Source organism: Paenibacillus sp. Dod16 (assembly GCF_049893405.1).
Taxonomy (GTDB): domain Bacteria; phylum Bacillota; class Bacilli; order Paenibacillales; family Paenibacillaceae; genus Paenibacillus_AQ.
The window spans coordinates 1-374 of the sequence record NZ_JBNDYG010000149.1 but is presented as its reverse complement, the minus strand read 5'-3'; the positions used below and the strand labels follow the sequence as shown (position 1 = coordinate 374).

1 protein-coding gene is annotated in these 374 nt (G+C 53.2%); it reads left to right on the top strand.

The window, feature by feature from the left end:
* The coding region (locus ACPV3A_RS37845; RefSeq protein ID WP_426205031.1) for a winged helix-turn-helix domain-containing protein at positions 1 to 297 on the top strand (297 nt) is incomplete at its 5' end.
* Between the last annotated feature and the right edge of the window lie 77 nt (positions 298 to 374).

Below are 374 nucleotides of genomic sequence, written 5' to 3'. Positions count from 1 at the left end.
AAGCGTGGCGAGTTGATGATCTCGGAAAACCAATGCCGGGTATGGAAACGCGGCCGGGAGATCCAGCTTACGCCTACCGAATTCAAACTCCTCCTGACCCTTGCTTCCAGGCCTGGCGTGGTTTACAGCCGCCTGCAGCTGCTTCAGGCGGCCATGGAGGATGATATCCACAATGATGAACGGACCGCAGACGCCCATATCAGCCGAATCCGCAAAAAAATCGAAGATGACCCGGCCGAGCCCGTTTTTGTCAAAACGGTGTATGGATTCGGTTACCGGTTTGAGCAGCAGCCATGAGCGTGGGCCGCAAAATATTCATCGTCCTCTCATCGTTCATTATCGGTTTCAGCACCGTCTTCGTTCTTCTTACTTAT